The sequence below is a fragment of the Camelimonas fluminis genome, assembly GCF_014656355.1.
In the GTDB taxonomy this organism is placed as follows: Bacteria; Pseudomonadota; Alphaproteobacteria; order Rhizobiales; family Beijerinckiaceae; genus Camelimonas; species Camelimonas fluminis.
Map to the genome: position 1 here is coordinate 1 of NZ_BNCG01000022.1, position 17,678 is coordinate 17,678.

The following is a 17,678-nucleotide window of genomic DNA, read 5'->3' on the forward strand; positions in this document are numbered from 1 at the left end:
CAGAAATCTCGCGAAGGGGGAACCTCTTATGATTCTAGACGTTCGAAAACCGCTCTAAACCATGAACGCTACTGGTTTTGAAACCCGCGCCCATCTCACCGGCCGCATTGCGGCGCTTGAAAATGCGCTGAAGGAAACGCGCAAGCACATCATCAATGAAATGGATGCGCTGCTTGAAGCATGCGACGAGCTTGAGGATGGAACCCCCATCCTCGAAACCATGGGAGGCGCGTCGCGTCATGCCTTTGATGAAGCATCAGCGGACCTGAAGGCTATCGATGCTCTGCTCGATGCGGGCCGGCCAGACGCACCGCAAGATGGTGTGTTCGAGGTCGGCGGCCAGAACTACATGCGCGACACCAAGGGTAACCTGATCCCGGTCGCCACCATCAAGCCGCAACATCTGCTGCAGGATGAGATGGTCCGCAAGATCATCAACTATGCGTCTGAGCAGTCGGCGCAGGTCCGGCGCTTTCTTGGTCACACCTTCGGCGACTTGAACGCCCTTCAAACGCTGCTGGAGCAGGAATACGGCGCTCCGAAGGGCGGGGCCAAGGGCAACGTCACCTATCAGAGCTTCGATGGCCTGATGAAGGTGCAGGTGCAGATCGCGGATGTCCTGGACTTCGGCCCCGAGCTGCAGCCGGCCAAGGGGCTGATCGACGAGTGCTTGATGGAATGGGGCGCGGAAAGCCGGCCCGAGCTGCGCGCCATCGTCAACACGGTTTTCAGTGTCGAAAAGGAAGGCCACATCAACCGGTCTGGACTGTTCCAGCTGCTCCGGATGGAGGTGGACGATCACCGCTGGAAACGCGCCATGGACGCATTGCGCGACGCGATTCGTATCGTCGGCGCCAAGCGCTACGTGCGCTTCTTTAAGCGCCCCGCGACCGATGCCGCATGGGAACCGATCATCATTGATCTGGCCCGGGCGTGAAGGAGGCAGCCATGACGGACATCTCTGAGCTGATCTCGGCAGGCCTCGACACCGTCGAGGCCGTGGCCAAAGCCGAAGATCGCAGCCTCGATTGGGTGGCGGGCTTTCGGGCCGGGCTCGTGGGCTTGCGCATGTCACTTGACGGCCTTGCCTCCCAGGGCAGTGTGGCGCAGCTGGTGGCCTCGCATGGCGCCCAGCATGTGATTGACAAATTCCGCTTCGCCTCGGCATGGGCGAAGCTGGCCATGAACAATCTGCGCGCCCACGAGGAACAGAACGGCTGGCGCGTGCCGGATGATGAAGTCTGCGGCTATGTCAGCGCCGGCGGCTTCGAAGGCTCGTTGCAGATCCGCATCGGCGATGTCCGGTCGCTGGCGGACGCGTTCCAGGCGTCGAAGCCAGCCGCCGATACATTCATAGGGACAGTCGATACCGATTCCGAGCTGCAGGCTGCTGCCAGAGAGGCAGGCTGGGCGCTGGAGCAACTGATCAACGAGACCGACTTCCGCAAACGGCCCCAAGTTGAAGGCATCATCACCCGGCTTGGGCTTGCGCTAGAGGCGACGTCCCTGCCGCCAGCCCCTGCCGCGCCCGATGAGCCGGTCGCTTGTGCTGACTGTGGGCAGACAGCCATGTACCTGGATGATTTGGTAGTCGGTCGCTTCGACTTCGCGGCGAAGGCGAAGCTGGAGCGCAAGCACGCCGAAGGGCGAAAGGGCTGGAACGACAAAGACGTTGCCGCCAATGCTCTTGCGATCAATGCCGAGCTGTTGGATCAGGCCCGCCTCTTCCAGAAGACCATCGAATATTACATCCGGCGCAACGAGAGCGACGGTGATCACGAAGGCGCACGCATGAAATTGCTGACGCTATATTTTCTGCAAAAGGTGATCGCCAGGGCCGAACAGGCCATGGGTGGGGCGGAGGGCACACCATGACCGGCCTCTACTGGCGCCCGGGTGAAGCCTCTCTGAAATCTTTCCGCTCCACGACAAACAGCAATGGCGCATCGACAATCGTCATCACGCTCGCTGTCAGTGATCCCATGCAGCTGGGCCACCTGCTCGCCGATCTAAAGGACATCCAGCGTGAGGAGGATGCGGCCAGGAAGAAGGCCGCCAAGGTGAAGAAGGCCAAAGCCGAGCAGCTTGCCCTGCCGAAACCCGCCGGACTTCTGACCTACGGAAGCAAGACATGAGCATCCCCCTCATGTCTGCGCGCCGCGACCAGTGCCGATGGTTTGAAGCGACGCCGGCGCCAGTCCAGCACCGGCGCGGCAAGCTCCGGGCCGACGCCTTCAGCAGCCACTATGTCTGCGGCGCCACGGTCCGGCCGGGATCGTCCTACTGCCCGGAGCATTGTCTCCGGGTCTACGCCCAGAAACCCACCGGAGATCAGCAGTCATGAGCAATCCAGCGATGGCGGACGTCGCCGATAGCGGTGTTGCCGCCGATGAACTGAAACAGTTCATCGAACGTCTTGAGCGTCTCGAAGAAGAGAAAGCCGGCATTGCGGGCGACATCAAGGAGGTGTTCGCGGAATTGAAAGGCCGCGGCTTCGATTCCAAAGCCGTGCGCCAGATCATGCGCATCCGTAAGAAGGACCGGGCGGAGCTTCAGGAAGAGGAAGCCATCCTTGAACTGTATCTGCAGGCGCTGGGAATGGCCTGATGTCCAGCGCCGAGGAGCTCGCCCGCCTGCGCACGGAATACACCCATCTTCTGATGCTGGCGGTCGCCGCCAGCACCTATCTCGCGCAGGCGATGATCCATCCGGAGCTTCCTCCGAAAGACATGCGCCGCAAGGCCAAGGCCGGCGGCGCAGTCATCCCCTACGACAAGCTTCCGGCTGACGTGATCCTGGACATTCACGCCACTGCGAAGCGCTCGGGATTTCGTCCATGAAACACATTCGCCCTAACCTTGCTGTCGTTGCCCGGCGCACGGAGCCGCCGGAATCGCTCGACTATTTCCCAACGCCGCCATGGGCCACGCGCGCCTTCGTGCGTCATGTGTTCCTGCCGCTGCTCGGAGCGCAGCCGCATGATCACGTGATGGAGCCGGCCTGTGGCGAGGGCCACATGGCGGCCGTGCTCTCTGAAGCTTTTGACACTGTCTCCGCCAGCGACATCTTCCCTTACGGCTATGGCGCCGTCGCGGACTTCCTGGAGCCAGACGGCCCGGAATCGGATTGGGTCGTGACCAACCCGCCCTTCAACGCCGGCGTCCGGTTCTGCCGGACCGCGCTGGAGCGGACGCGCATCGGTTGCGTCATGCTGGTCCGGACGCAGTGGCTGCACACCGACGATCGCTTCTTCCTGTTCCAGGACTTCCCGCCCCATCTGCTGGCCTATCCGGTCGAGCGCATCCCGATACACAAGGGGCGCTGGGAGCCGAAAGGATCAACGGCCACGGACTACGTGTGGGTTTGCTGGCGGCACGGGCACGAGCCGCGCCCGCCAGTCTGGATCCCGCCAGGCCAGCGCAAGGCGCTCTCCCGGCCGGATGACGCTGTCCGTTTCGGCGCGCTGCAGCCCGCGCCACTTCTCGAAATCATGGAGGGAGCGCAGACATGACCGAAGTATTTGCGTCAGGTTTCGCCAACTTTGTTGTCGGCGTGGGAGCTCTGACGATGATTGCCGGTGCAATCGGTGTGACTGGGCGCATCATAGACTGGGCGCTGGATGCCCGCGTCTATCGTCGCCTGATCCAGAGACTGATTGAACGCATCGTCGGTCGTGATGGAGGTGGGGATGGCTCGCAAGGTTAAGCCGTCGCCCGTTCAGCAGGCGATGCTGCGCAATCTGATCGCAGGCCACGACGCCTTTCGTGGCTTGCCGGGAGGCCGAAGCCACTTCGGCGGCCAAGGTCAGTCGTTGCTGGCGATGTTCCGCCGGGAGTGGGTCACCTATTCCAAAGGCCGCCGCGAGTACGAGATTACCGACGCCGGCCGCGCCGCCCTCAGCCAGGAGGATCGCGCATGAGCAGCGATTTCGATGGTCAAACGGTGCTTCAGGTAGAGGCCCCCATCGACAACTTCTACGGGACCCCAACGCTGTCGGTGAACGAGGCGGGTAGTTTTGTGCTGCAGTTGGATGACTACTCGGGCACGAAAGAGGTTGTTGTATCAAATGCCTTCGCCTTCGCATGGATCCATGAGTTCGGGGATGAGGGTAGAATCGCGGCCCATGCAACGGGAGCCAAGCCATGAGCCATCCAGCCATGCTCGCCAAACTCCACATCGCCCGGAAAGAACTCGGCCTGCCGGAGGGCGAATACCGCGCGCTGCTGGCGCGGATCACCGGCTCCGATAGCGCCAAGGGTCTCAGCGACGCGCAGCTGGACAAGGTGCTGGTGGAAATGAAGCGCCTTGGCTGGAAGCCGAAGCCGTCGCGCCGTCCGCCATCCCACCGCGCTGACGTGCGCAAGATCTATGCCCTGTGGGGCGCGCTGGCCAAGGCCGGCAAGATTGCCAGCAGCGATGCGGCTGGTTTGCGCAACTGGGCAAACCGCCAGTTTTCGGTCTCGGCGCCGGAGTTTCTGACGGCGGAACAGACCCGCGCCGCCATCGAGCAGCTGAAGGCTTGGCAGCGCCGGCCGGCCAGCGCTGGAGAGCGGGCATGATCAAGGTGTCGGATCATGCGCTGTTGCGATTTCTGGAGCGGACTGGCGCAGCTGAAGGGGAAGCGCTGCGAACAGTCCTGGCGCAATCACTCCAGCGCGCCCATAATACTGCCATCCGGATCAGCGATGGCGAGTATTACGTGGTGGCAGACGGCCTCCGCTATGTGATCCGCAACAATACTGTTGTGACCGTGCTTCACGAGCACGCCCCGACCTGATAGGCGCGACATGACCAACGAGAGCTGGCCAGACTTGCCCGCCGTGCTGGCGGAGATTGCGGAGGTTGCGGGGCTCGAAGCGGCCTTGGCCATTGCCGAGGAAAAGGCTGGTCAGGAGGTCTTTGTCTGCGCGAACCTCCGCCCTGGCAACTGGCTGGTCCGTTGCGTCGGCATGGAGAAGGCGGAGCTCATCAGCCGGCATATGGCCGGGCGCGGCCGGGTCAAGGTCCACATCCCGATCTTTGGCAATGGCTCCTATGTGTCGGAGCGCAAGCGCCGGGCCCGGGTGATGGCGGAGACGCTGGAGCGCGGCGGATCGGTCAACGAGATAGCCCGGCGCGCGGGCGTGACCAACCGGTCGGCCTACAGGTTCAAAGCCCGGCACAACGGCGATCCTGATCAGGGATCGCTGTTCTGATCAACCAAAGCCCCTGACGCGCGTCAGGGGCTTTTTTGTGCGCCGAAGCAAGGAATTTGCGGGGAACGACAAGTTCTCTCGCGACCCGGGCCATGAAGTCAAGCCGGTCGCCGACAGGAGCGACCGATGTGACCAATCGCGAAATCCAGCAGGCGCTCGCAACCCTCGGTTATTACAAGGGCGCCATCGACGGCGTCATAGGCCCGATCTCCCGTGAGGCCATCCGGACCTACCAGCACGCTGCCGGCATCTCTGTCGACGGCATTGCTGGACCCGTCACACAGTCCCTTCTGCGCCGTGAGATCGAGGCCCGCGCGCCGCGCCCCGCCAATGATGATTTGCGGCCGCACGTGTTCCGCGAGCTCAAGCCGGAATGGCTCCCTGAAGCCGTCATGAAGGGCGTCATCGTTCACTGGACGGCTGGCGCAAACAGCTTTTCTGACGCCGACAACGAGCACTACCACTTCGCGATCGATGGCGAGTCGAGGGTGCACCGTTGCCGGCATGCGATCTCGGCCAACGATGCGCGCGGTCGCGCCCCCGACTACGCGGCGCACACCCTCAACTGCAACACGGGTTGGATCGGCGTCGCCCTGTGCGGCATGCGCCAGGCCGTTGAACAGCCGTTTAACGCCGGTCCAAGCCCCATCCGCCTGGTCCAGTGGACGGCGCTGGGCGTCGTCGTGGCCGAGCTCTGCCATCGTTACAGCATCACCGTCACGCCGCGCACTGTCCTCAGCCATGCCGAGGTGCAGCCGACGCTGGGCATCCAGCAGCGCGGCAAGTGGGACATTTCCCGGCTCCCCTGGGACCCGTCCGTCAGATCGGCGCGCGCCGTGGGCGACCTGTTGCGCGCTGACGTCGCCGTTCACCTCAACAACCTTCGGAGTGTTTGATGCCGTCTCTTTCTTTCCGTGGAGGCTGGTGCGACCGCCTCATGGCCAGTCATGGCTTTACGGTGTTTTTGTTCCTGGCGGCCTTTGTCGTCGCGATTGCGGCCGCCCTGGGCGTGGCATGGACCGGGGTCACGATCTCCGCCACGGTTGTCGCCGCCGCCACGCCGGCCGTGGTAGGCGACGGCATTGTCACCATCCCGTGGGGCGACTGGCTGGGCAGCATGCTGGAGCCGCTTGGCGCACTGGCCATCGCCATCGTGATGTGGATGCTCCGGCGATTACCGGCTTCGATCTACCTGTATCTGCAGATGGCGCGGGCGGAGCAGCTTGTGCAGCGCGCGGTGGATTACGCCCTGTCGGCCACGGCGGGCGCCACTCAGGGCAAGTCGCTCGACATCAAGGTGACGTCGCAGGTGCTTGAGGCGGCGGCCGAGTATGCCGTGGCGCATGCGCCGGGGCTGGTGAAAACGCTCGGCGGCACAGACCTCCTGAAGCAAAAGGTGCTCGCCCGCCTCGATGTCGCCGAGGACGTGTCCGCCGAAGGGCTGCGCCAGATCCGGGCGTTCTGACAGGAGCGCACCGGCATGGAGCCTCACCACTACATGCTCGCCGCCAACGTGGTCATCTCGTTGGCGGCGCTGCTGCACTCGATCTATTCGCGCCGCTCCGCCGCCTCGGCGGATTGGGCGACGAAGATGGAGGCGTCCCATGCCGCCCTGCAAACGCGCCTGACCATGGTCGAGGGCGAAATCCGCCATCTGCCGACCAGCGGTCAGGTCAACGACATCAGGCTGAAGCTCTCCGACATGGGCGGTGAGCTGAAGGTGCTGTCAGAGCGCACCGCGCCGCTCGTCGCCGCAATCAACCGCGTCCAGAATTTTCTCACGGGGACAGGGGAATGAGCTTCGCCGCACTGATTGAAGAGGAAGCCCGGCTGATCATCCTGCGCACGCTCGCGGATCAGCCGGACAATCGCCTGAACAGCTCCCTGCTTCGGGATGACCTCGCCAACCGCTGGGCCATCAACAAACAGCGCGACTGGGTCCACCTGCAGCTCGACTGGTTGGCCGAGATGGGCGCCGTGAAAGCGACGCGCATCGAGACCGTCGTGATTGCCGAGCTGACCACGCGCGGGCTTGATCACGTCGAGCGCCGAACCGTCATCCCCGGCGTCAAGAAGCCCAGCCCGGCGGCGGTGTAACCATGTCGCGCGGCCGGCTTTCATCACTCGACCTGATCCCCGAGGAGGGACAGGACGACATCATCTGGGCGATGGGCGAGCTCAACCAGCGCAAGCGCACCCAGGCCGACATCCTGTTCGAGCTCAATGACCGCCTTGCGGTGAAGGGCATTGACGGGTTGTCGAAGTCGGCGTTCGGCCGCGCCTCCGTGCGCGCAGCCGTTGCGGCGCGGAAGATTGCCGAGCGCCGCGCCATGTTTGCCGGCATTGCGCCGCACCTGACCCCGGAGAACGTTGACGACGGCAACCTGATCATCGGCGAGATGATCAAGACGCTGATCACCGACATCCTGGACGCAGAAGCCGGAGTGATCGCGCCGAAGGGCGCGATGGAGCTTGCCAGCGCCTACGTGAAGGCCATCCAGGGCCAGTCCATTTCTTCGGACCGCAAGCGCAAGCTTGAAGACGACTTCAAGAAAAAGGCCATCAACGCGGTCGAAAAATTGTCGAACGTGAAGGGCATCACCCAGGAGACCCGCGAAATGTTCATGCGCGACCTGCTGGGAGTGCGCGGCGATGGCTGACGTTATCGCCCTGGAGCGGCCGACGCGGGATCAATGGGTCGAACTCCGGCAAAAGCAGGGCCGGGCCACGTCCCCCAACTGGCGCGAAACGCCGGCGCTGCTTCTGTACCAGCGCGAGATCGCGGCGCAGTGCCAGATCCACGACGTTGTCTTCGTCGAGAAGAGCCGCCGCACCGGCGCCACGTGGGGCGCGGCGGCAGACGCCGTGCTGCGCTCCGCCAGCGCCCGGGGCGAAGGCGGCATGGACACGCTTTACATGGGCACGTCCCATGACATGGCCAAAGAGTTTATCGACGCGGCGGCCGGCTGGGCCCGGTTGCTGGAGCATGCCTGCTCGGAGGTCGGCGAGACCCTGTTCGACGACGGTTCCGACGAGGGCATCAAGGCCCTGAAGATCGACTTCGCGTCCGGCTATTCGATCGTCGCCCTGTCCTCCAAACCGCGCTCGCTGCGCGGCCGTCAGGGCTTCGCGATTCTGGACGAGGCGGCCTTCGTCGACAGCCTGGCCGAGCTGCTCAAGGCGGCGCTGGCGTTCCTGATGTGGGGCGGCAAGGTGCTGGTGATTTCGACGCACAACGGCGTCGACAATCCGTTCAATCAGACGATCGTCGACATACGCGCCGGCCGGGCAAAGTACGGCCTGATCCGCTTTGACCTGGATGAAGCTCTGCGCCAGGGCCTGTTTGAGCGCATGTGCATGGTCAATGCGCACAAGCACGGCGAATGGACCCCCGAGAAAGAGGCGGACTGGCGCGAGAAACTGATCAACGACTATCGCGACGCGGCCGACGAGGAGCTCTACTGCATCCCGTCGCAGGGCAGCGGCGCATGGTTGCCGGCCCCGCTGATCGAGGCGCGCATGGCGGATGCGCCAGTGCTTCGCCTATCGTTTCCCGAAAGCTTCGCCATGCAGCCGGAGGCGCAGCGGCGCGGCGAGGTCGACCGCTGGATCGAAACCGAACTGATCCCGGTCATGGAGGCGACGCTCGATCGCAACCTGATGAGCGGCTTTGGCATGGACGTCGGCCGCAAGCGCGACCTGACCGTGATGTGCCCGATGCAGATCACGCGCATGATGCGCCGCGTGGTCCCGTTCATGGTCGAACTGGAGCGCGTGCCGTTCCAGCAGCAGGAGCAGATTCGCGACGCACTGGTGTCACGCCTGCCGCGTTTCATCGGCGGCCGGACCGACGCCACCGGCATCGGAGCTTCCCTGGCGGAGAGCGGCGCGCAGAAGTTCGGCCACGTGATGGTCGAGGTGAAATTCTCGACCGAATGGTATCGGACGGAGATGCCGCCGGTTAAGGCCGCGTTCGAAGACGACGCTATCTCGATCCCCCGCGATGCCGAGGTCGGCGCCGATATGCGCGCCTTCAAGGTGATCCGGGGTATCGCGACCCTGCCGGACCTGCGGGTCAAGACATCGACTGGCGGCGTTCGGCACGGCGACGCCGGCGTTGCCATCGTTCTGGCCTATTCCGCCTGCCGACAGCCTTTCCAGCAGTACGAATACACGCCGGCGTCGCCGGCGGTGCGCGATCCCGGCCGGGTCGGCTGGCGCCAGGAATGGGCGATGGAACGCGACGTGATGCTGCCATCGCGGCAGGACGGAGGTTTGTGGTGAGGGCTGACCATGGCTGATGAGACCTTTTCGCCGATCCTAGGCCCGGACGGCCGGCGCATTCGCAAACAGGCGCTGACGCGCACCGAGGCGGATCCGGCCATCACCGGGATCCCGCACACCTTCGACGAGAGCATCGCTTCTGGCCTGACGCCGGGCGCGCTGGCGCGCACGCTGCGCGCCGCCGCCGACGGCGACATGCATGATTTTCTGACGCTCGCCGAGGAGATGGAGGAGCGCGAGCCACACTACCGCTATGTGCTGGAGACGCGAAAGAACGGCGTGACCTCGCTCGACGTCCGGGTTGACCCGGCCTCCGACGACGGCCGCGACGTCGAGATCGCCGATTTTGTGCGGGAGGAGATCGTCGAGACCCCGCAGTTCCAGACGCTGGCAGACATGCTCGCGGATGGTCTGGCCAAGGGTTTCTCGGCCGTCGAGATCGAGTGGGACATTGGAGCCCGCTGGCTACCGGTCGCATATGAATGGCGCGACCCGCGCCTGTTCCAGTTCGACCGCGCAACCCGCAAGGAACTGCGCTTGCGAGCGCGGGGTGAGCCGGACGGCCGGCCGCTGACGTGGCTCAAATGGCTGGTTCACGTGCCGCTGCTCAAGATGGGCATTCCGGCGCGCAACGGTCTTGCCCGCGTCGCCGTCTGGGCCTTCATGTTCAAATCGTTTTCGCTGCGTGACTGGGCGCAGTTTCTGGAGGTTTACGGCCACCCGCTGCGCGTAGGTAAATTTGGCCCGGGGGCAAGCGAGGAAGACAAGCGGGTATTGCTCCGGGCGGTGCGTCAGCTCGGCCGCGACGCCGGGGCCATGATCCCCGAGGCCATGACGATTGACCTGCTGGAGGCGAAGGGCTTCAGCGACAAACCTTTCGAGGGTCACGCCAAGTTTTTCGACGAGCAGATGTCCAAGCTGATCATCGGCAAGCCCGGCGACGGCGTGGCCTCGTCCCGCGCCGGCGAGGAGGTGCTGGACAAGGTCCGCATCGACATCAAGCGCTCCGACGCCCGTGACATGATGCTGACGCTCGCGCAGCAGCTGATCCGGCCCGTCATCGACATCAACTTCGGGCCGCAGAAAAAATACCCCAAGGTTCATCTGCCAGTGCCGGACCGCAAGGATCTGGCTGTCTGGTCCGACGCCGTCGCCAAGATGGTGGATCGCGGCCTTGAAGTTGAGCAGAGCCAGGTGTTCGACGCCTTCGGGCTGAAGGAGCCAGCCAAGGGCGCAAAGCTGCTGACCGTTACGACCAGCCAGGGCGCCAACGCGCCGCGCCCACCGCCGCAGACGCCGGCCGAGCGCGCCTCGGCGCTGCCGGCTCAACCCTGGCGGCTCGATCCGCGTGTCTGCCAGACGTGCGGCCCGGCGCGACTGGCGGCGGACGGCGGCGGTGATGAGGACGAGGTGGACCGTCTCGTCCAGCAGTTTGCGAGCCAGTGGCAGGATGACATGGAGCCGGTGCTCGCCGCGATCCGCTCCGCTTCCGAACAGGCGTCCAGCTATGAGGAGTTTTTGTCGGCGCTGGACGGTCTCGCCGCCGATCTGCCGGTGGATCGCCTGGCCTATCACCTCGGCGCCACGCAGCTGATCGGGCGCATTCGCGGCGAGGCAGGTCAGGATTGATCGCAGGATCAAAATTAAACGGGTTTCTAACGCCGTCTGCCGGGGTCGGGGTCACAATGCGGCCGGAACTGGCTCGCGGCCTTTCATGCCGCCTGGCGGCGCTATGAGGCGGGGCGGATAGAATGGCCGATGAACTGTTCAAAACCGCGCCGAAAGAGGTGGTCGACTATTTCGACCGGCGCGCGTCGCGCCCCACCGCGCGCTGGGATGAGCTGGCTCCGCGCGAGCACGCCCTGGCGTTTACTGCCGCCCGCACCGCCGGCTTTGACGTCATCGACGATCTGCGCGCCGCAACCCGCGCGGCCGTGGTCGATCGCATGCCGTGGGAGGATTTCCGCCGCCAGCTGGAGCCGGCATTGAAGGCGAAGGGCTGGTGGGGCCGTCAGGAGGTCGTGGATCCGCGCACCGGCGAGATCGCCCGGGTCACGTTGGGATCGCCCGGCCGCCTGCAGCTGATCTACGACGCCAACATCCGATCGGCCGAGGCGGCCGGCGACTGGATCCGCATCCAGCGCGTCAAGGATGTGCTGCCCTATCTGGAGTACATGACGTCGACGGCCGAGCGGAAGCGGCCGCTGCACCTGACGTGGGTCGGAACCACGCTGCCTGTCGACGACAGCTGGTGGGCGACGCACTATCCTCCGAACGGCTGGCGTTGCCAGTGCCGGGTGCGATCGCGGGCGGCGCCGCGTGATGACGCCAGCACCAAGCGGCCGCCTCTGGATCTGCGCACCGTGGTCAACAAGACGACGGGCGAAAAGCGCCAGGTGCCCGCCGGCATTGATCCGGGCTGGGAGCACAACCCTGGCATGGTGCGCGAGCAGATGACCGGCAAACGCCTCGCCGAGCGCCTCGATCGCATGTCGACGCCGTCGCGCACAGAAGCCGTCAAGCGCCTGCGCAAGGATCCGGTGCATGATTTCGTGGTGCGCAACGAGGGCGGGTTTGATCCGGCGCGGCCGCGCGATCCAGACCAGCAGGATCTGGGGCGGTTGCGCTGGCCGGTGGCGACGCTGCCGGACCGCATGGCGGCGCAGCTGGGCACGGAAAGCCGCACGGTGTCCCTGACCGTCGCCGACGCCGCCAAGATTGCGACCAAGCATGGCCTGACGCCGGCGCAGTTCGGGGAGCTCGATGCGCTGCTGGAGACGCCGGAGCGCGTCGAGCTCGGCGACAATGGCAAGCTGATGGTCGAGGGACGCATCGCCGGCAAGCTGCGCCGCGCCATCATCAAGTTGACGTCGCTCGGCGAGCTGCTGCTCAACAGCTACCATTATCGACAGGACGGAAGGAAAAGGGGGGATTAGCGGTCGGAGGGAGGCCGGTCCCTCGCGTCATATAGACGGCTTAGCGTGGCTCGACCGCTGAAGCCATGATAACACAATATCTGTCCTCCCTGAAATGCCCCTGACACGCGTCAGGGGCTTTTGCGTTTATGGGCCCAGGCATGGTGCGGCCATGAGCAAATCCCGCCCCATCATTGCCTGCCTTTCCTCGTCCGGCGTCTCCATGGACGCCGTGGCGTTTGAGGTTGCGCTTGCCGCCGCCGGCGATGGCGAGGACGCGCTGCCCGAGTGGATCCAGCTGACGCCGCGTGGCCGGGTCAACACCCGCGATGGACGCGCCTTCAGCTTTAACCCCGAGGGCCTGGCCGCCGCGTGGCAGGCGGATGTGATCAAGCGCCTGCCGATCGATTTCGAGCACGAAGGTGAATACGTCCTGACGCTCGGCTCAAAGCCGGCCCGGGCGTGGATCATCGAGCTCGCGGCTCGGCCCGAAGGCCTGTTTGGCAAGATCGAGTGGGGCGATGACGGAGCTTCGGCTCTGCGCGCCAGGCACTACCGCTACATCTCTCCGACCATCTGGCTTGATCCTGACGGCGTCGGAGCGCGGCAGATCAAGGGCGCGTCCCTGGTCAAGTCTCCCGCGCTGGGCATGCCGGCGCTGGCGTCCACCCAACCTCCGGAGAAGACCATGAATGTTATCGCGCTGCTGGCCGCCCTCGGGCTGTCGGCCACTGCGACCGAAACCGAAGCGCTTGCCGCCATTTCCGCCCAGCGTGTCGACCTGACCCAGTACGTCCCAAAGGCGCAGCATGACCAGACGGTCGCCGCTCTGGGCGCTGCGCAGGCCGATATCGCCCAACGCGACGCGGATGCGCTCACGGCGCGCTGCACCGCCCTGGTTGATGGCGCGATCAAAGACGGCCGCCTGGTCCCGGCCGCGCGCGAACAGTATCTGGCGCTCGCCAGCGCCAGTTACGACGCCACCAAGGCCGCGATTGAGGCGATGCCGGTGATCGCGCCCAAAACCAGCGGCGAAGGCCAGGCGGGCGATCCGGATCCGGCGCAGCTCGGCGGCCAGCTCACCGACGCCGAGCGCGCCGTTACCCGCAACATGGGCCTCTCCGATGAGGCTTACCTCGCGGCGCGCGGCGCCAGCGCGGCCTGATCAGGAGGCATTTAAATGCCGTTGAACGCCCCCCGAGACACCATTGAGCGTGGCCGCGATCTGCTGGTGCTGCGCGTCGCTGCTGGCGCGAAAATCCACGCCGGCGCACTGGTCGCGCTCAACGCGACCGGCTTTGCGGTCCCAGGTGCGCTGTCCGCGACGCTGAGGGCCGCTGGCCGCGCCGAGCAGAGCATCGACAACACCGGCGGCGCCGATGGCGCTGTCAGCGTGACCGTCAAGCGGGGCGCGTTCCGCTTCAGCAACCATGGCGCCGATGCTGTCGATCAGAGCAGCATCCTTGGCGATTGCTACATCGTCGATGACGCGACGATCGCCAAGACCCACGCCGGCAACACCCGTTCCCGCGCCGGCAAGGTGCTCGACGTGGACGTCACTGGCGTCTGGGTCGAGATCGTCTGACGCGCAGCAAGGATCCCGACATGGACATCACTTCGAGCAATCTGCGGATCCTCACGACGGGGTTCCGGGCGAACTTTGCGACAGGCCTCGGGGCTGTTGCGCCCATGTGGCAGCGCTTTGCCACTCGCGTGCCATCCACCACGTCCGACGAACTGTATCCCTGGCTCAACCAGATCCCTGGCATGCGCAAGTGGGTCGGCGAGCGACAGCTGAACAACGTCAAGACCGACGCCTATCGCCTTGTCAACGAGGACTGGGAAGACACGGTCACCGTTGCCCGCAACGCGATCGAGGACGACAAATACGGCGTCTTCGCCCCGCTGATGAGCATGCTGGGCGATGCGGCCGGGCGTCAGCCCGACGAACTGATCTTCGGCCTGATCCCGAAGGGCTTCTCGACAAACTGCTTCGACGGACAGTTTTTCTTCGACACCGACCATCCGGTGATCGCGGCTGACGGCACGACGGGCACTGTGTCGAACATGCAGGCTGGCGCCGGAAATCCGTGGTTCCTGCTCGACACCACAAAGAGCCTCAAGCCGTTCATCTTCCAGGACCGCAAGGCTCCAAGGTTCGATGCGCTCGACAACCCTGATGATCCGAACGTGTTCATGCGCAAGGAGTTCATCTACGGCGCCGACGCGCGGAACACGGGTGGTTTTGGCTTCTGGCAGACGGCGTTTGGCTCAAAGGCGGCGCTCGATGCGGCGAACTTCGGCGCAGCGTTCACGGCCATGACATCGCTGAGGCGGGACTACGGCGCGCCGCTGGCGATCACGCCGGATGTCTTGCTCGTTGGCCCGAGCAACCGTGCGGCGGGCGAAGCCATCGTCAAGAAGGCCAACCTCGCTGGCGGCGAATCCAATCTGGACTACGGCCGCGTGGAGCTCGTCGTCGCCCCCTGGCTGATCTGACGCCGGCCTGTCACGCCGCCTGACCTGACACACCCGGGCTCGCGCCCGGGCTGAACCGGAGAATCCTCATGGCCGCGAAAGCCCCCCGCAATGACGCAAAAACCAAAGCGCCGGCTGACGCGCCGGTGGCAGCGCCGAGCGAAGCCACCGCAGCTGCCGGTGAAACGTCCACCGCCGAAGCCGGCTCCAGCCCAGCCGGAGAAGCCGTAAGCCAGGGAGCCGTTGCGCCGGCTGGCAGCGGTCCTGCTGCGCCCGGGCCAGACGCAGGCGACGGCCCGCAGGGCGCTGCCGACGATGCGGCGGACACTGCAGGTTCCGGGCGCTCCCAGCTGACGGGCGCCACGCTGTTTCTCGGCGACCGGCCGGGCGACGTGTCGCATTCGGAGCGACGGGGCGGGATCATCCTCCCGGCGACTTCAGAGGTCACTTTTGTGATTGGAGCCCATCCGGCCCGCCCCATCTGCAGCGTCGCCGCTCCGAACGGTCCCCGGTGGCGCGCCGGCATGCAGTTCGGACCGGAGGCGGTCAACGTTTCCCGCGCCGAGCTTGGCACGGATCCGGACGCCACGCTGAAGAGCCTGCAGGCCGACCCGCATCTGCGCGTGGGACCGCCGATCGACACTGAATAACCCCCAGCGAGAGGGCTCCGGCTTCGGCCGGTTAGGGCGGCGCGGCTCCGGCTGCGCCGTCCCGGACAGGCCCATTTTATTCAGGAGCGCGCTCCGTGCCTTACGCCACCAGATCAGACATCGAGCAGATCTACGGCGCGCGCCAGTTGCTGACGCTGCTCGCTAAGGACGTCGATCCGGACGTTGCCGTGGCGCGCGCCATCGCCGCCGCCGAAGCGATGATCAATCCCTATCTGCGCAAGCGCTACCTCGTCCCGCTGCCTGTCATCCCTGGCATTGTCCAGCAGTGCGCCATTGACATCGCCTGCTGGCAGCTCGCGCCGGCCGCCGACCGCATGTCCGAGCAGATCGAGAAGCGCGCCAAACTGCGGCTCGATTTTTTGAAGGACGTCGCGGCGGGCAAGGCCGACATCGTGGAGCTTGAGGGTTACCCGGCAATCGGGGATGGCGGCAGCAACGCCCAGTCAGGCTCCGGCGCAGCATTTTTTGTCGAGGATCGGCGCTATCCGCCGGGCGGAGGCCTGCTGTGAGCGGCGTCACCATCAAGGTCAACCTTGCCGGGTTTGAGAGCGTCGACGCGGCGCTTGCCCGTCTCAATCCGCTGCAAACCGGCACGCTGCTGGAGGCGCTGGCCCGTCTCATCCGCGAACAGACGGTTGACCGCCTGATCGCCGGCGGGCCGGCCCCCAATGGATCGGCCTGGAAGCCCAACCTCGAAGGCCGCACGCCGATCCTGCATCGCAGCGGCGCCCTGGCGCGCTCGATCGACTACACGGTCTCCGGCTCACAGGCGATCATCGGCTCTGGCCTGATCTATGCGCGTATCCATCAGCAGGGCGGCAAGATCACTGCGAAGAACGGCAAGGCCCTCAAGTTCTGGTGGCAGTCGGGCGGTCACGTCAATTTCGCCGTCGTCAAATCCGTCACCATGCCGGCTCGTCCGTATCTGGGCCTGAGCGCCTCAGATCGCGCCGAGCTGATCGCGGCCGCCGTTGGCCACATCAGGAGGCTGTTCGGATGAGCCGGGTGGCGGAACTGATGATTGCGGTCGCCGGAGTGGTGCGTGGCGCCACCGACGACACAGGACGGGTGTTTGATGACGACGCCGTGCGCGCCGAGCTCGACCGCTACGACCTGAGCACCCTACTGAAGGATTCAGCCCGAGCGCCGTTCGCCCGCATCTGCCTCTTGCGCGCCAAACCAGTGCGCGGCGCTGACGGCCGGCTGGCCCAGGACGTTTCGCTGGCCATCATCGTGGTCGCCGATCGCGAGGGCGCCGCGGATCCGGAGTTTTCGTCGGCCGACATCGCGGCGCTCCGGCTGGTCGACGCCTGCACGCTTGCCCTGATGCTCGCCCCCAACGTCGGGCTCGGCCGCATCAGCGACGTCGATATCGGCGATGGCCTGGTCGCCGTGTCCGAACAGAGTAACGATCAGGGCATGGCCATCGCGATGCTGGAGGCCAAATGGCGGCTGCATGACGCCTACCAGCCGAGCCCCCGCAAAGTCTGGGCGACAGCGCTCGATCCGGCCAGCAGCCAGCCCCAGACCGTGGTCATCAACGGCGTGGAATATCCAGTCGGGGGCCAGCCATGAACGTCTGGGACGAGGTTCGCGAGCTGCGGAAGATGATCTCCACCCTGGATCGCAAGGTGGCAACGATGTTCATGACGGGCACCGTCGACAAGACGGAAGGCAGCAAGGGCCGCGTGCTGTTCGATGATCAGGGCGCGGATGGCCAGCCCTTCCGCTCGCCATTGCTGTCGCAGGCGACGCCGTCCGGACAGAAGGGCGGCGGCACGTCCACCTTTCGGAAGCTGGGTCAGGGCGAGCCGGTTGTTGTCCTGTCGCCAGGCGGCGAGCTTGGCGAGCATTCGCGGATCCTGCCCTGGGGGCCGGTGAAGGAGCATCCGTCGCCCGGAAAAGCGGAGGAAGACGGCGAGGTCCACACAATCGGCCCCCTGAAGCTCCGTGTTGTCGGCGACGCCGTCGAGCTGCTCGCCGGCACGCTCAACATCACCGCCAACGTCACCATCACCGGCAATCTCGAAAACACCGGATCCCTGAAAAACAACAACGTCGACGTCGGCTCGACCCATGTCCACCCCGGCGTCATGCGCGGCGGCGCGAATACCGACCCGCCGAAGAAGTGAGGA

General features: G+C 65.3%; 29 protein-coding genes. All 29 read left to right on the plus strand.

Going from position 1 to position 17,678, the window contains the following annotated elements; translation table 11 throughout:
* The first annotated feature begins 61 nt into the window (after positions 1–61).
* Entirely contained in the window at positions 62–937 is an 876-nt protein-coding gene (locus IE243_RS17405) for a DUF3164 family protein (protein ID WP_308432073.1), read from the plus strand.
* Positions 934–1,875 carry a hypothetical protein gene (locus IE243_RS17410; protein ID WP_191320655.1) on the plus strand — a complete coding sequence of 314 codons (942 nt, stop codon included), beginning with the start codon at positions 934–936 and terminating at the stop codon, positions 1,873–1,875. Before IE243_RS17405 ends, IE243_RS17410 begins: the two co-directional genes overlap by 4 nt.
* The gene (locus tag IE243_RS17415; RefSeq protein WP_191320656.1) at positions 1,872–2,135 is read left to right on the plus strand and encodes a hypothetical protein; all 264 of its coding nucleotides are present in this window, start codon (positions 1,872–1,874) and stop codon (positions 2,133–2,135) included. The genes IE243_RS17410 and IE243_RS17415 overlap by 4 nt, the downstream gene beginning before the upstream one ends.
* Positions 2,132–2,344: a hypothetical protein gene (locus tag IE243_RS17420; RefSeq protein ID WP_191320657.1), complete on the plus strand. Its 213-nt coding sequence runs from the start codon at positions 2,132–2,134 to the stop codon at positions 2,342–2,344. The genes IE243_RS17415 and IE243_RS17420 overlap by 4 nt, the downstream gene beginning before the upstream one ends.
* Entirely contained in the window at positions 2,341–2,607 is a 267-nt protein-coding gene (locus tag IE243_RS17425) for a DUF2312 domain-containing protein (protein ID WP_191320658.1), read from the plus strand. Before IE243_RS17420 ends, IE243_RS17425 begins: the two co-directional genes overlap by 4 nt.
* Complete coding sequence (locus IE243_RS17430; RefSeq protein WP_191320659.1) at positions 2,607–2,840, plus strand: hypothetical protein; 234 nt, start codon at positions 2,607–2,609, stop codon at positions 2,838–2,840. The genes IE243_RS17425 and IE243_RS17430 overlap by 1 nt, the downstream gene beginning before the upstream one ends.
* Positions 2,837–3,511, plus strand: a complete 675-nt coding sequence (locus IE243_RS17435) for a class I SAM-dependent methyltransferase (protein ID WP_191320660.1) — start codon at positions 2,837–2,839, stop codon at positions 3,509–3,511. The genes IE243_RS17430 and IE243_RS17435 overlap by 4 nt, the downstream gene beginning before the upstream one ends.
* Positions 3,508–3,705 (plus strand): hypothetical protein, encoded by a 198-nt coding sequence (locus tag IE243_RS17440; RefSeq protein ID WP_191320661.1) that lies wholly within the window; start codon positions 3,508–3,510, stop codon positions 3,703–3,705. Before IE243_RS17435 ends, IE243_RS17440 begins: the two co-directional genes overlap by 4 nt.
* Positions 3,689–3,919: a hypothetical protein gene (locus IE243_RS17445; protein ID WP_191320662.1), complete on the plus strand. Its 231-nt coding sequence runs from the start codon at positions 3,689–3,691 to the stop codon at positions 3,917–3,919. The genes IE243_RS17440 and IE243_RS17445 overlap by 17 nt, the downstream gene beginning before the upstream one ends.
* Positions 3,916–4,146: a hypothetical protein gene (locus IE243_RS17450; RefSeq protein WP_191320663.1), complete on the plus strand. Its 231-nt coding sequence runs from the start codon at positions 3,916–3,918 to the stop codon at positions 4,144–4,146. The genes IE243_RS17445 and IE243_RS17450 overlap by 4 nt, the downstream gene beginning before the upstream one ends.
* Complete coding sequence (locus IE243_RS17455; protein ID WP_191320664.1) at positions 4,143–4,559, plus strand: gp16 family protein; 417 nt, start codon at positions 4,143–4,145, stop codon at positions 4,557–4,559. The genes IE243_RS17450 and IE243_RS17455 overlap by 4 nt, the downstream gene beginning before the upstream one ends.
* Complete coding sequence (locus IE243_RS17460; RefSeq protein WP_191320665.1) at positions 4,556–4,777, plus strand: hypothetical protein; 222 nt, start codon at positions 4,556–4,558, stop codon at positions 4,775–4,777. Before IE243_RS17455 ends, IE243_RS17460 begins: the two co-directional genes overlap by 4 nt.
* 10 nt (positions 4,778–4,787) lie before the next feature.
* Entirely contained in the window at positions 4,788–5,195 is a 408-nt protein-coding gene (locus tag IE243_RS17465; RefSeq protein ID WP_191320666.1) for a helix-turn-helix domain-containing protein, read from the plus strand.
* 128 nt (positions 5,196–5,323) lie between these two features.
* Positions 5,324–6,091, plus strand: coding sequence for a peptidoglycan recognition protein family protein (locus IE243_RS17470; protein WP_244643246.1), 768 nt, complete (start codon positions 5,324–5,326; stop codon positions 6,089–6,091).
* Positions 6,091–6,660: a hypothetical protein gene (locus IE243_RS17475; protein ID WP_191320668.1), complete on the plus strand. Its 570-nt coding sequence runs from the start codon at positions 6,091–6,093 to the stop codon at positions 6,658–6,660. The genes IE243_RS17470 and IE243_RS17475 overlap by 1 nt, the downstream gene beginning before the upstream one ends.
* 15 nt (positions 6,661–6,675) lie before the next feature.
* Positions 6,676–6,993 carry a DUF2730 family protein gene (locus IE243_RS17480; protein WP_191320669.1) on the plus strand — a complete coding sequence of 106 codons (318 nt, stop codon included), beginning with the start codon at positions 6,676–6,678 and terminating at the stop codon, positions 6,991–6,993.
* Positions 6,990–7,292 carry a VpaChn25_0724 family phage protein gene (locus tag IE243_RS17485; protein ID WP_191320670.1) on the plus strand — a complete coding sequence of 101 codons (303 nt, stop codon included), beginning with the start codon at positions 6,990–6,992 and terminating at the stop codon, positions 7,290–7,292. The genes IE243_RS17480 and IE243_RS17485 overlap by 4 nt, the downstream gene beginning before the upstream one ends.
* 2 nt (positions 7,293–7,294) lie before the next feature.
* A complete protein-coding gene (locus tag IE243_RS17490; RefSeq protein WP_191320671.1) occupies positions 7,295–7,855 on the plus strand; it encodes a phage protein Gp27 family protein in 561 nt (186 codons plus the stop codon).
* Positions 7,848–9,479: a terminase large subunit domain-containing protein gene (locus IE243_RS17495; protein ID WP_191320672.1), complete on the plus strand. Its 1,632-nt coding sequence runs from the start codon at positions 7,848–7,850 to the stop codon at positions 9,477–9,479. The genes IE243_RS17490 and IE243_RS17495 overlap by 8 nt, the downstream gene beginning before the upstream one ends.
* A 9-nt stretch (positions 9,480–9,488) precedes the next feature.
* Positions 9,489–11,108 carry a DUF935 domain-containing protein gene (locus IE243_RS17500; RefSeq protein ID WP_191320673.1) on the plus strand — a complete coding sequence of 540 codons (1,620 nt, stop codon included), beginning with the start codon at positions 9,489–9,491 and terminating at the stop codon, positions 11,106–11,108.
* Positions 11,109–11,230: 122 nt separating this feature from the next.
* Entirely contained in the window at positions 11,231–12,415 is a 1,185-nt protein-coding gene (locus IE243_RS17505; protein WP_191320674.1) for a phage head morphogenesis protein, read from the plus strand.
* 151 nt (positions 12,416–12,566) lie between these two features.
* Positions 12,567–13,559 (plus strand): phage protease, encoded by a 993-nt coding sequence (locus IE243_RS17510; RefSeq protein WP_191320675.1) that lies wholly within the window; start codon positions 12,567–12,569, stop codon positions 13,557–13,559.
* Positions 13,560–13,574: 15 nt separating this feature from the next.
* The gene (locus tag IE243_RS17515; RefSeq protein WP_191320676.1) at positions 13,575–13,979 is read left to right on the plus strand and encodes a hypothetical protein; all 405 of its coding nucleotides are present in this window, start codon (positions 13,575–13,577) and stop codon (positions 13,977–13,979) included.
* Between the two features lie 20 nt (positions 13,980–13,999).
* Complete coding sequence (locus IE243_RS17520; RefSeq protein WP_191320677.1) at positions 14,000–14,893, plus strand: Mu-like prophage major head subunit gpT family protein; 894 nt, start codon at positions 14,000–14,002, stop codon at positions 14,891–14,893.
* A 68-nt stretch (positions 14,894–14,961) separates the two neighbouring features.
* A complete protein-coding gene (locus IE243_RS17525; protein WP_191320678.1) occupies positions 14,962–15,522 on the plus strand; it encodes a hypothetical protein in 561 nt (186 codons plus the stop codon).
* Positions 15,523–15,617: 95 nt separating this feature from the next.
* The gene (locus IE243_RS17530; RefSeq protein ID WP_191320679.1) at positions 15,618–16,052 is read left to right on the plus strand and encodes a DUF1320 domain-containing protein; all 435 of its coding nucleotides are present in this window, start codon (positions 15,618–15,620) and stop codon (positions 16,050–16,052) included.
* Positions 16,049–16,543: a phage virion morphogenesis protein gene (locus tag IE243_RS17535; protein WP_191320680.1), complete on the plus strand. Its 495-nt coding sequence runs from the start codon at positions 16,049–16,051 to the stop codon at positions 16,541–16,543. The genes IE243_RS17530 and IE243_RS17535 overlap by 4 nt, the downstream gene beginning before the upstream one ends.
* On the plus strand, positions 16,540–17,118 hold the full coding sequence (locus IE243_RS17540; protein WP_191320681.1) for a hypothetical protein: 579 nt from the start codon (positions 16,540–16,542) through the stop codon (positions 17,116–17,118). The genes IE243_RS17535 and IE243_RS17540 overlap by 4 nt, the downstream gene beginning before the upstream one ends.
* On the plus strand, positions 17,115–17,675 hold the full coding sequence (locus tag IE243_RS17545; protein ID WP_191320682.1) for a hypothetical protein: 561 nt from the start codon (positions 17,115–17,117) through the stop codon (positions 17,673–17,675). Before IE243_RS17540 ends, IE243_RS17545 begins: the two co-directional genes overlap by 4 nt.
* Positions 17,676–17,678: the final 3 nt, after the last annotated feature.

What these genes read in the sequence shown, in the direction of transcription:
- IE243_RS17405 (WP_308432073.1), top strand. Translation starts at nt 62, where the DNA reads ATGAACGCTACTGGTTTTGAAACCCGCGCCCATCTCACCGGCCGCATT.
- IE243_RS17415 (WP_191320656.1), top strand. Translation starts at nt 1,872, where the DNA reads ATGACCGGCCTCTACTGGCGCCCGGGTGAAGCCTCTCTGAAATCTTTC.
- IE243_RS17420 (WP_191320657.1), top strand. Translation starts at nt 2,132, where the DNA reads ATGAGCATCCCCCTCATGTCTGCGCGCCGCGACCAGTGCCGATGGTTT.
- IE243_RS17425 (WP_191320658.1), top strand. Translation starts at nt 2,341, where the DNA reads ATGAGCAATCCAGCGATGGCGGACGTCGCCGATAGCGGTGTTGCCGCC.
- IE243_RS17430 (WP_191320659.1), top strand. Translation starts at nt 2,607, where the DNA reads ATGTCCAGCGCCGAGGAGCTCGCCCGCCTGCGCACGGAATACACCCAT.
- IE243_RS17435 (WP_191320660.1), top strand. Translation starts at nt 2,837, where the DNA reads ATGAAACACATTCGCCCTAACCTTGCTGTCGTTGCCCGGCGCACGGAG.
- IE243_RS17440 (WP_191320661.1), top strand. Translation starts at nt 3,508, where the DNA reads ATGACCGAAGTATTTGCGTCAGGTTTCGCCAACTTTGTTGTCGGCGTG.
- IE243_RS17445 (WP_191320662.1), top strand. Translation starts at nt 3,689, where the DNA reads ATGGCTCGCAAGGTTAAGCCGTCGCCCGTTCAGCAGGCGATGCTGCGC.
- IE243_RS17450 (WP_191320663.1), top strand. Translation starts at nt 3,916, where the DNA reads ATGAGCAGCGATTTCGATGGTCAAACGGTGCTTCAGGTAGAGGCCCCC.
- IE243_RS17455 (WP_191320664.1), top strand. Translation starts at nt 4,143, where the DNA reads ATGAGCCATCCAGCCATGCTCGCCAAACTCCACATCGCCCGGAAAGAA.
- IE243_RS17460 (WP_191320665.1), top strand. Translation starts at nt 4,556, where the DNA reads ATGATCAAGGTGTCGGATCATGCGCTGTTGCGATTTCTGGAGCGGACT.
- IE243_RS17465 (WP_191320666.1), top strand. Translation starts at nt 4,788, where the DNA reads ATGACCAACGAGAGCTGGCCAGACTTGCCCGCCGTGCTGGCGGAGATT.
- IE243_RS17475 (WP_191320668.1), top strand. Translation starts at nt 6,091, where the DNA reads ATGCCGTCTCTTTCTTTCCGTGGAGGCTGGTGCGACCGCCTCATGGCC.
- IE243_RS17480 (WP_191320669.1), top strand. Translation starts at nt 6,676, where the DNA reads ATGGAGCCTCACCACTACATGCTCGCCGCCAACGTGGTCATCTCGTTG.
- IE243_RS17485 (WP_191320670.1), top strand. Translation starts at nt 6,990, where the DNA reads ATGAGCTTCGCCGCACTGATTGAAGAGGAAGCCCGGCTGATCATCCTG.
- IE243_RS17490 (WP_191320671.1), top strand. Translation starts at nt 7,295, where the DNA reads ATGTCGCGCGGCCGGCTTTCATCACTCGACCTGATCCCCGAGGAGGGA.
- IE243_RS17495 (WP_191320672.1), top strand. Translation starts at nt 7,848, where the DNA reads ATGGCTGACGTTATCGCCCTGGAGCGGCCGACGCGGGATCAATGGGTC.
- IE243_RS17500 (WP_191320673.1), top strand. Translation starts at nt 9,489, where the DNA reads ATGGCTGATGAGACCTTTTCGCCGATCCTAGGCCCGGACGGCCGGCGC.
- IE243_RS17505 (WP_191320674.1), top strand. Translation starts at nt 11,231, where the DNA reads ATGGCCGATGAACTGTTCAAAACCGCGCCGAAAGAGGTGGTCGACTAT.
- IE243_RS17510 (WP_191320675.1), top strand. Translation starts at nt 12,567, where the DNA reads ATGAGCAAATCCCGCCCCATCATTGCCTGCCTTTCCTCGTCCGGCGTC.
- IE243_RS17515 (WP_191320676.1), top strand. Translation starts at nt 13,575, where the DNA reads ATGCCGTTGAACGCCCCCCGAGACACCATTGAGCGTGGCCGCGATCTG.
- IE243_RS17520 (WP_191320677.1), top strand. Translation starts at nt 14,000, where the DNA reads ATGGACATCACTTCGAGCAATCTGCGGATCCTCACGACGGGGTTCCGG.
- IE243_RS17525 (WP_191320678.1), top strand. Translation starts at nt 14,962, where the DNA reads ATGGCCGCGAAAGCCCCCCGCAATGACGCAAAAACCAAAGCGCCGGCT.
- IE243_RS17540 (WP_191320681.1), top strand. Translation starts at nt 16,540, where the DNA reads ATGAGCCGGGTGGCGGAACTGATGATTGCGGTCGCCGGAGTGGTGCGT.
- IE243_RS17545 (WP_191320682.1), top strand. Translation starts at nt 17,115, where the DNA reads ATGAACGTCTGGGACGAGGTTCGCGAGCTGCGGAAGATGATCTCCACC.